The 8,847-nt window shown below is 58.5% G+C and carries 10 protein-coding genes; 6 read left to right on the forward strand and 4 right to left on the reverse strand.

The window, feature by feature from the left end:
- Positions 1-683: 683 nt before the first annotated feature.
- The gene (locus FE811_RS24270) at positions 684-1,649 is read right to left on the reverse strand and encodes a hypothetical protein (RefSeq protein ID WP_140849080.1); all 966 of its coding nucleotides are present in this window, start codon (positions 1,647-1,649) and stop codon (positions 684-686) included.
- 460 nt (positions 1,650-2,109) lie between these two features.
- Positions 2,110-2,466 (reverse strand): YigZ family protein, encoded by a 357-nt coding sequence (locus tag FE811_RS24275; protein WP_140849082.1) that lies wholly within the window; start codon positions 2,464-2,466, stop codon positions 2,110-2,112.
- A gap of 330 nt (positions 2,467-2,796) precedes the next feature.
- Between FE811_RS24275 and FE811_RS24280 the strand changes: the two genes are divergently transcribed.
- From FE811_RS24280 to FE811_RS24305, 6 genes are all read left to right on the forward strand, one after another.
- Positions 2,797-3,453, forward strand: a complete 657-nt coding sequence (locus tag FE811_RS24280; RefSeq protein ID WP_140849084.1) for a hypothetical protein — start codon at positions 2,797-2,799, stop codon at positions 3,451-3,453.
- A 92-nt stretch (positions 3,454-3,545) separates the two neighbouring features.
- Positions 3,546-3,752 (forward strand): hypothetical protein, encoded by a 207-nt coding sequence (locus FE811_RS24285; protein ID WP_140849086.1) that lies wholly within the window; start codon positions 3,546-3,548, stop codon positions 3,750-3,752.
- Positions 3,749-5,458 carry a bifunctional DNA primase/polymerase gene (locus tag FE811_RS24290; protein WP_140849088.1) on the forward strand — a complete coding sequence of 570 codons (1,710 nt, stop codon included), beginning with the start codon at positions 3,749-3,751 and terminating at the stop codon, positions 5,456-5,458. Before FE811_RS24285 ends, FE811_RS24290 begins: the two co-directional genes overlap by 4 nt.
- A 12-nt stretch (positions 5,459-5,470) precedes the next feature.
- Positions 5,471-5,986, forward strand: a complete 516-nt coding sequence (locus FE811_RS24295; RefSeq protein WP_140849090.1) for a hypothetical protein — start codon at positions 5,471-5,473, stop codon at positions 5,984-5,986.
- 592 nt (positions 5,987-6,578) lie between these two features.
- Entirely contained in the window at positions 6,579-7,844 is a 1,266-nt protein-coding gene (locus tag FE811_RS24300; protein WP_181180954.1) for a site-specific integrase, read from the forward strand.
- Entirely contained in the window at positions 7,841-8,059 is a 219-nt protein-coding gene (locus tag FE811_RS24305) for a hypothetical protein (protein ID WP_140849094.1), read from the forward strand. The genes FE811_RS24300 and FE811_RS24305 overlap by 4 nt, the downstream gene beginning before the upstream one ends.
- A gap of 27 nt (positions 8,060-8,086) precedes the next feature.
- Here FE811_RS24305 and FE811_RS24310 read toward each other — a convergent pair whose 3' ends face one another.
- Both FE811_RS24310 and FE811_RS24315 read right to left on the reverse strand, forming a co-directional pair.
- Positions 8,087-8,362, reverse strand: a complete 276-nt coding sequence (locus FE811_RS24310) for a hypothetical protein (protein ID WP_140849096.1) — start codon at positions 8,360-8,362, stop codon at positions 8,087-8,089.
- Between the two features lie 51 nt (positions 8,363-8,413).
- Positions 8,414-8,806, reverse strand: coding sequence for a hypothetical protein (locus FE811_RS24315; RefSeq protein ID WP_140849098.1), 393 nt, complete (start codon positions 8,804-8,806; stop codon positions 8,414-8,416).
- Between the last annotated feature and the right edge of the window lie 41 nt (positions 8,807-8,847).

Consider the following 8,847-nt stretch of genomic DNA (forward strand, 5'->3'; position numbering starts at 1 on the left):
TATCGACAAGGGCTTGGTGAATTCGCGTGTCGGTATCGTTCTGGTGACCCCGGCTATGTTGCGACGTCTCCCAGCAGAAGGTATCGCAGACAAGGAGCTTTCAGCACTCCTCCGCCGTGAACGGCTCGTCCCGGTTGTTCACGGGACGACCTACGAGGAGCTTGAGCAGTAAGCCTCCTGCTAACCTCCAGGGCCGGCCTCAGCACTGCCGAAGAGTCAATGGCGGAGGTCGCGGCCAAGGTCGCCGAATTGGTCTCTACTTAGTCGCGTCCGGATTCAATCAGAGGCCGAGCCGTGTTATTCGACGAGTCCTGCGGCTTTCTGCGGTGACTTGGCTTACTGTTACACTTCTTGCGCTTCGAAAAACTCTAAAGCGGGTATCTGCCGCAGTGCACGGTAACGCCCTCCGCACAACTACTATGCGGCGGGGATATTGCTGCACGCCGCCTGAAAGACAGCTTTGTGAAAGCCGCCGCGTAGCACCATGACTGCCGACCGGCCGCTAAGGCGTAGCGACGGGACAAGCCCAGCCCAAAGTGACGGATGCCGCAGAGATGATGAGCGACCGCTTTAGTCGCCCTCGCACTTTTGCGCCCTATCAAGAGGCGCGAGACGCTCGGCCGCCGGGCCGTTTAACAACTATATCTTTTGAGCCGCGCTCGGCCGCCTGAAAGATGCAATTTCTACAGAGGAGCACTAATTCCGAGGCTAAGAAAATTTCGGCGCTTCTTAATTCCGGAAATCTCATCCAGCATGTCAATAAGCGCATCTGTCTTTTCCTTGTGTTCAAGGAACTGATGTTGGCGGAAAGCATCCGTGATTTTCGGGGGCTTCCCAAGAAAGAATAGCTTATCCTTTGAATATATTTGAGTTATGTCGTTCACCCAATCTATCATCCAAGGCGCTACGCTGAGCGATGCACAGTTTGGGGTGTGCGACATTGACATGGGGGTGCAGAAATAGACGCACAGATGCGGGGTAAGCGGAAGCAAAGTTCTGCCGTTGATCCGATTAGCTACCAAGCCGCTTGTGAGCCAGTCTAGACTTCCATCGCCGAAGATGAACTTCTTTAGCGATGAGTGCATCAGCACAAAATACTGGTTCGAGATTAACCCCTTTTGACAGAGCTTCTTGGCGATCCGATAGTTTTGCACCATGTTGCCTTTGCCAACTTCCTCATCGGGAGGGAGACCAATCATCTTAGGGTATCCCTCATACCGGGAACGGTTCCCAGGACTGCGGATCAGCAGGGAATGAAGAAGCAAAAGCAGGTTTCGGTGAAGCTCCTCGTCCAAGTGATAGAACTTGCACATATCACGAAGTGATCTGTTCTTCTTCCCAAGCATCTTGATGAGAGTGAAAAATTCTTTTGGCGTCCTTCCGAAAGGTTTCATTCCTTGAAGAGCGGGGATGATTTTATGCACCTCGTTGTCTATATCAAATTCATCTTCGAAGTTGCTTTCCCAAACGGTGCCGCGAAAGATTGTGTGGCCATGAATTTTGAAGCCAATCTTTCTGTTGACGGATCGCTTCTTGTCAATCTTTCCGTCCGGCTCGATCCATGAAACATCCCCGGCTCTGTCTGCCCAGTAACTTTGCAGGCCAACGGGCCACCAATGATGGTTTTTCGATTTGTTGCCACTTGCCATACACTGCCCCGTTTTCGGGGCAGTGTATGGGAGAACTGATTTTCAACTCAAGGCAAATGCAGCGAAGTCACCCTCGCCGTGATGCTGCCCGGCTGAGCTTGGCTTGGGTAGCGCCCTGCACCTAGCCCGAGGCCATGCAGAGGTTGCCTCAGCCGAAATTGGCTCTCACCTTGATGCCTGCTCGATCAGTGATCATGTCGGCAAGGCGTCGATGCCGCATCGGCTTCTCCAATTTCAGCATACTTGATTGAAGGCTGGGAGGGGATGCACCGCTCCCAGCCACCAAGCCAACGTTCAAGCTGCATCCGCTCAGTGTCTGTTTCCTGCGCGTTGCGTCGCTCCCCGAGCGAGCCGCGAACGGCCGCTTTCGCCAGTTGCTGCAGATGCAATGCCAAAAGATCACGGGCCGTTTCCCGCCCAACCGGTCGATACTGCGCCGCAACACATCAGAAGATCACCCTCAGGCTTTCCGCAGATCGTCGAGATAGATCCGCACCGCATCTTGCACATGCCGGAAGCGATCACCGCCGAGATGCTTGCCGCCAAACCTCCGGGTCACCACGATGATATGGTCGCGCAGCCCTTCGCGCTCCAGAATCCGCAGGATCACCATACCCGCGCCGGCCTCGCCATCATCGTTCTTGAGCGAGGTGTCCGCCGTCAGAAGCGCCCATGTGTTGTGTGTCGCCTTGGCGAACTTCCTCTTGCGACAGAGTTCTTTGAGGAAGGCTTTTGCCTCCTCCTCAGACGCGCACGGCCCGCCCGAGACCGCATACTTGGACCCGCGATCCCTGATGATGTTGTCCAGAATGCGCATGGCGCAGGCTTAGAATCGGTCAGGATCGGGAGCAAGTCTGTCCGTCGCGGCTATCAGCGATTCGGCCCGAGCAACAATCAGCTCCTTCCCTTCCCCTCCCCTCTGACCGTTCACGGTGCCGATGAGTTCTCCCCCCGTGATCCCGCCCGAAGAAGATGCCAGAAGATCTGCACGCTCTGCACTTTGCGCGGCGCGGGGGGCCATCGATCGGGTAAGTGTAGAGCGTGCAGCACCGGAGGAGGATCTCGGGGGATAGGCCAGGGGGGGTATATCCCTCTTGATGAAGACAGTAACGAACCCCAAGTTAAAAGCTGGAATATGGAGGGATGTATGCGTAAGAAATCGTCCGAAGAAGAGATCTTTCAAGAGATGTCGCGTCGTTTTTCTGGTGGAGATAATTTCGACCATACAGATGTGAATTACAGATGGCGGGACGATAATTTCAATATAGACAAGGCCTTGGAAGCATGCGGCTACGAACCAGAAAGTGACCTGGAGAGCATTATTTATGCCCTTATCAAGGGTCAACGTCCTGACCTATCCGTAAGTGATCTGGATAAGGAGTTTAAGGTGGCGTATAAAGCAATAACCGGAACATACAATCGAGGAAGAGTCAGAAAAGACCGCTATATTCTCCTCAAACGCATTGCTCTAGCATGGCATAAAGCGGAATATGATGCGCGCATAAAAGGGGAGGCAGATCCGGAAATCGTTCTTCGAGACCTTGTACGTCCAATTGTACAGTCGTATATTTCATCGCCGGGTGCGGCGAACGATCCAACCGGTGAGTTGAGCCTGATTCAAAAGCTGGAGGACGATTTTAATAAAAATCGAGAGGTTATTTTAATACACGCTACTTCTGATTCGGATCATCGGCGCATGATGGTCCCAGAGAAGGTGGAGCGTGTGCTCGCTGCATTTGAAGGTTCCGGGTTCTCTGTTGATCGGAGCGCCATAAAGAAGCGACCGATACGCAATGATTTGTAAAGGTTAAGGATTTAGAATAAATTTCTACATCCTTCGCGTTCTGCGAAAACGTGTGATTGTTGAGAGGCTCCATTTACATAGAGGAGCTTCTGATGAACCCCCAAACCTCGATTCCGCCGGTTGCGTACTTGACGGTGCCGGCCTTCTGCAAGGCGCACGGCTTCAAGGAACATGCCGTGCGCCGTGCCGTCAATGCCGGTCTGCTGCCAGTGTACAAGCCCTTCAGTGCGCGCCAATACCTGCGCGTCGATGAGGCGCTCGCCTTCATCGCGGTCTGCCGGAAAGGGGGTGCGCAATGACTGGCCTCTTTGGCAAAAATGCCCCCGCCTACCGTGAAGCCGGCTTCCCCATGATCCCGTTGCGGGCGGACAGCAAGGCTCCGATGATACCCAATTTCCCGGCCTATGCCCATAATCCGCCCAGCGAAAAGCGCTTCAATCAGTGGATGAAACAGCATCCGCAGGGCAATATCGGCATCGTTCTTGGCGGTGCTGCCGGTCTCGGCCACCGCTTGGTTGGCATCGACATTGACGACGATGCCCTGGTGCCCGGGGTTCTGGCTCAGTTGGGCGTCTGCTCCTGTACGAAACGCGGGAAGAAGGGCCAGACGATCTTCGCGCGGACCCCCGAAGATGAACCGGTCAAATCGACGGTCATCAAGGGGGGCGAGCAGCACGGCAATATCGACATTCTCGCGGAGGGCAAGCAGACGGTGATCCCGGAAAGCATCCATCCTGACACCAAGTTGCCCTATGAGTGGGTCGGCCAGTCCTTGCTCGAAACCAACCTGACCAGCTTGCCGATCTTCGACGCGACGCAACTGCGCATTTTGAAAGCCTGGGTGGAAGCCGAGGAAACTCACATCATCCGGTCGGGCAAGGCCACCAATGAGCCGGCACTTCGGCTGTCGGCAAAGCTTGTCGTGGCGGGTGCCACCGATGAACAGGTCATGGCGGTCTTCAAGGCGCTCTTGCCGCCGGATTATGACGGCGATACCTTGGACCAATTGCCGGGAATGATCGAACGGGCGCGCAAGAAGGGCTTCAAACCGGGCCGGAAAAGCAGTTCGCCGCCCAAGAACTCCGCCGTTGCCTTGGAGGCGCTGAAAATCGGCGGCCTGGAACTGTGCCATGACAATCTGGAAAGCTCTTATGTGATCTTCTCCGAGCAACCGGGAATCGCCTATGACGTGTCCTCGGGCTTTGTCGCCAAGCGGGTGCAGTATGATTTTTACAATCGCACGCGTGACGCGCTGAGCGCGGAAGGTCTGAAAGAGGTCACCGCAGTCTTGAAAGCCCGTGCTCTGTTCGAAGGGTCGGAACGGGAAATCCATCTCCGCTGCGGCGGCGATGAAAACCTCATGGTGATCGACCGGGGAGCGGACGAGCAGAATTACGTGCATATCACCCCCGAGGGCTGGGAGCTGGCCGAGGATTCGCCGTTCCTGTTCCGCCGGGCGCCCGATTTCGGCACCTTGCCGGCACCGGAACGCGGTGGCGATGTGCGTGAGATGCAGCGGATTCTCGACATGCCCGATCAGGCCTTCTTCGTCATGGTGTTGTTCATCATCGTGTCGCTGGCGCGTCAGGGGCCTTATTTGATGGCCATGATCAAGGCCGAACACGGTTCCGGAAAAAGTACCGTCACCAGCGTGATCAAGGGTGCGGTTGACCCGTCCACCGTCTCCCGGCAGCCGCTGATCAAGGATGAGCGTGACCTCTACATTCGTGCGCAGAATAGCCTGCTCTTGGCGTTCGACAACGTCTCGCGGGTGACCGACCCGATGGCAGATGCGCTTTGCCGCATCCTGACCGGTGGCGGCTTCATGACGCGCAAGCTCTATTCCGATACGGAGCAGGTACTGATCGAGGCGACACGCCCGATCCTATCAAACGGGATTACCGACATCACGGATCGCCCCGATCTAATCGACCGCTCGATCCTCATGTCCCTGCCGCCCATCGACGAAAGCAACCGTAAGACCGAGGCGCAGATCAAGAAATAGGTGGCGAAAGCGATGCCGCGCTTCCTGGGCTGCATCTACGACTGCCTCGCTTCCGCCATGCGTTTGCAATGCCAGATCGAGGCGCCGCAAGAGTTCCGCATGGCGGATGCGATGCATTGGGCAGTCGCGGCAGAACCGACGACGGGCTTTCCGGAAGGCGCCTTCGTCGCGGCCATGAGGCAGGCGCAGCATGAAGCACTAGTAGAAAGTGCGCTGACGAATTCTGTCGTGATCTCGCTGCTGAAGCTTCTGCATGACGTCGAGGGCAATGTTTTCGAAGGCTTGATGAGCCAGCTTCACGAAGCGCTATATACCCTGGACTGGCGCTCGCATCATCCTTTGCCGAAGAGCGCCAGTGGCCTTTCCTGGGCCATCTCTCGGCTTCGCCAAAGCCTCGAACGGATCGGCGTTCAGGTCAGCTTCCCGCCGCGATCCAGTGCGGGGCGCGTGATCAGGTTGTCCCTGGACGAAGCAGGCAAGAGGACCGCGGCACAGATCAACGGTGATGGCGATCAGGAGCCGTTCTGATGTGGCGTCACCCGGCCGGAGAGTATATATCCCTCCGGCCTTATCCCGGGGACCGGGCCAGAGTGCTACACGGTCTACACTTCATTCTAACACGCTTTTGGCGCTGCTCGACGCGCTTCCCTGGGTTCCTGAAGCGTATACCCGCCCTCGGCCTTCGGGTCGCATGGGGGGTATCTCGGCCGCCGCCCTGGCTGCTCTGCTCGCCTCCTCCTTCGCCGTCCGCCACCCTGTCGCCAACTGTGCCACTGTCACTGCCGCCCGCTTCATCGCCCCGCCGTCTGCGCTGATCTCTTCGGCGGCGATGGAATCCAGCCCGAAGGTGACCCTCTTTTCTCGCCCCTGTCGCTGCCCGGCGACCCGGTCGCGCTACCTCCCGGGTCGCCGGAACGCCCCTGCGGCCCGTTCCCGGCCCCTTCGACCACCTGCGCCGCCCTCGTCGGCAGCCTCGGCCCCGCCTTCGCCACTGCGCGATTATTGCGCGGTCATCACAATGTCATCGCTCCGAGATTTCCGCATATTTTCAATCAGTTGCGCGATATCTTCGGGCGTGTTTCCGTTTTCTTGCAAGCAATCGCAAGGAGTTACAACCACAATGACCGATACCATCATCAAGCTCGGCACTTGGAATCGCCGCCGCAAGCTGGCCTCCGGCAAGACCCAGCGCCAGAAGCTCCACACGCTGAACTGGACCTGCCCCGAGACCGGCCGCAAGCGCCGCTTGTCCTTCGCAAGCAAGGCCGACGCCGAGGCCAAGCGCGCCCCCCTGCTGGCCCAGATGCAGGGCCGGCGTTACTTCAACCCCGGCAGCAACCCGACCGTGGCCGAGGCGGTGGCGCATTGGCTCGACCTCAAGGCCGCAGACATCAAGCCGCAGACCCTGAAGACCTATCGCATCCTGTGCCGCTGCATCACCGGGCCGCTGTTGCAGGGCACGCCGAAGGAGAGGGCCGCCTTCACCGAGGCTGGCGTGAAGCCGTATCGCGACGCCAAGGTGTTGCAGATGCTCGGCCATCGCAAGCTGAGCGAACTCACCACCGCCGAGATCCGGCTCTGGCACGCCACCGTGCGCGACGAGGTGGGCGAGTTCACCGCCTCCGAGGTCAAGGGCATGTTCAAGTCGATCCTGGCCCTGGCCGAGGAGGATTTCGGCGTCCCGGTGCCGAAGATGCCCAGCAACCTGACCCGCAGGAAGCAGAAGCCGCGCAAGTCGATCCTGGAGCCCGCCGAGGTGGCGCAGCTGCTGGATTACGCCAGGACCGATCCGCAGCGCGGCATTTTCTACGCCTTTCCGTTCCTGACTGGGGTGCGGGCTTCTGAACAGATTGGTTTGCTTTGGGAGGACATCGACCTCGACCGGGGCGTGATCCAGATTCGCCAGGTGCAAGAACGTGATGGCTCGATCACGCTGGCGACCAAGACCGAGGCCGGCGAACGCGAGATCCCGATCTGCGCCAGCCTGCGCAAGATGCTCTTGGCATGGAAACTGGTCTGCCCGCGCCGCGACGGCGAACTCTATCGGGTGTTCTGCGGCCCCGGCCAGCCGCGTGCATGGCCGCAGCGCCCGAAGAACGCGGGCGCCGCGATCCTCTATAGCAATTTCCTGCGCCGCTATTGGTGGCCGGGGCTGAATACGGCGGGGGTGCGCTATGTCACGCATCATTCAGCGCGGCACAGCTTCGTCTCGGTCTTGCAGGCGCAGGGCGTCGAGGTCGGGCTGGTGGCGAAGCTGGCCGGCCATGCCAATCCGGCGGTGATGCTGGGGCATTACACCCAGGCGGTGCGCGGCGGGGCCGGGGCGCTGGCGCTGCTCGATGCGGCCTATGGCGGCGCTGGAGCGGCCACCGGAGGCGCGCGATGACGGCGGCGGGCATGGCGGGGGCCGGGGCAGGCGAGGGGCCTCGCCGTCCCGTCCCGTCGTCCCGGCGGTACCACCTCACCGACTGGCGAGGCGCCGCCGCCCATGAGGTCGATGCCGAGGCGCTGGAACGCATCATCGGCATCGAGGCCGGCTATGTCGATTGGGCCATCGCTCAGGACGGCGTGTTCGAGAATGGGCGATGGCGGGTGAGGTGAAGGGGCGGGATTCGCCCCTTCATGCGGTCAATTCGCCGCGCGGCAGCGAAAGCTCAAGGTGGGATTTTCTAGGCTTGCCGCCTTGAGGATAGAATCACATGCGCCTGCATTATTAGGGTAGCCGAATACCAGAATGGTTGGGATCCATGTTCCGTCAAACCCCAACTTTTCAAAATAATAGGCGCCCTCATGTTCTTTCTGAACCAGATCGTCTAGCTTCCTTTCGAAGCTGAGGGCGTCAAAAGCGTCACCCGACGACGCCAAGAACAGCATTGCACTCATGAACGAGGCTATCTTCTTCATTCTATTTCCTCCAAATTCTCTTTCGAGAAAATTGATCCGTATTCTTCCCTGTTATGATTGGTCTTTCTTAGGTCTTCCATTCGGACCATGCCTCCGCCGCTCGTGCCCGACGCGCAGGAACTCTGTGGCGATGCCGCCATTTTCGCGGCGTTTCTCAAGCTCGTGGGGCAGCCGCTCGGCGAAGGGCAGGATCAGCGCCTTGAGATCGTGGTCGCTGCATCTTTCGGCCACCAGTTCCAGCATGAACTGCGCAATCTCGACCGTCTGTGGCGGATGATTCCTGTCGCCATAGTCCAGCATGAAGTCGTTGAACCGCAACCGTAGATCGGCCTGCCAGATTGCCTTGTTCTTGGCAAAAGCCTCGATCAGCGCTCGGTGCCGCACCATCGGGTCTGGCTTTTCGGGTTGCGCGTCGTCATTGCTCTTGTCTGCCCGATCAGTCATTGAAGTTTTCTCCCCGTGTCAACGGCGGAGTAAAACCCGGC

It is taken from the genome of Paracoccus sp. FO-3, from assembly GCF_006386455.1.
Taxonomy (GTDB): Bacteria; Pseudomonadota; Alphaproteobacteria; order Rhodobacterales; family Rhodobacteraceae; genus Paracoccus; species Paracoccus versutus.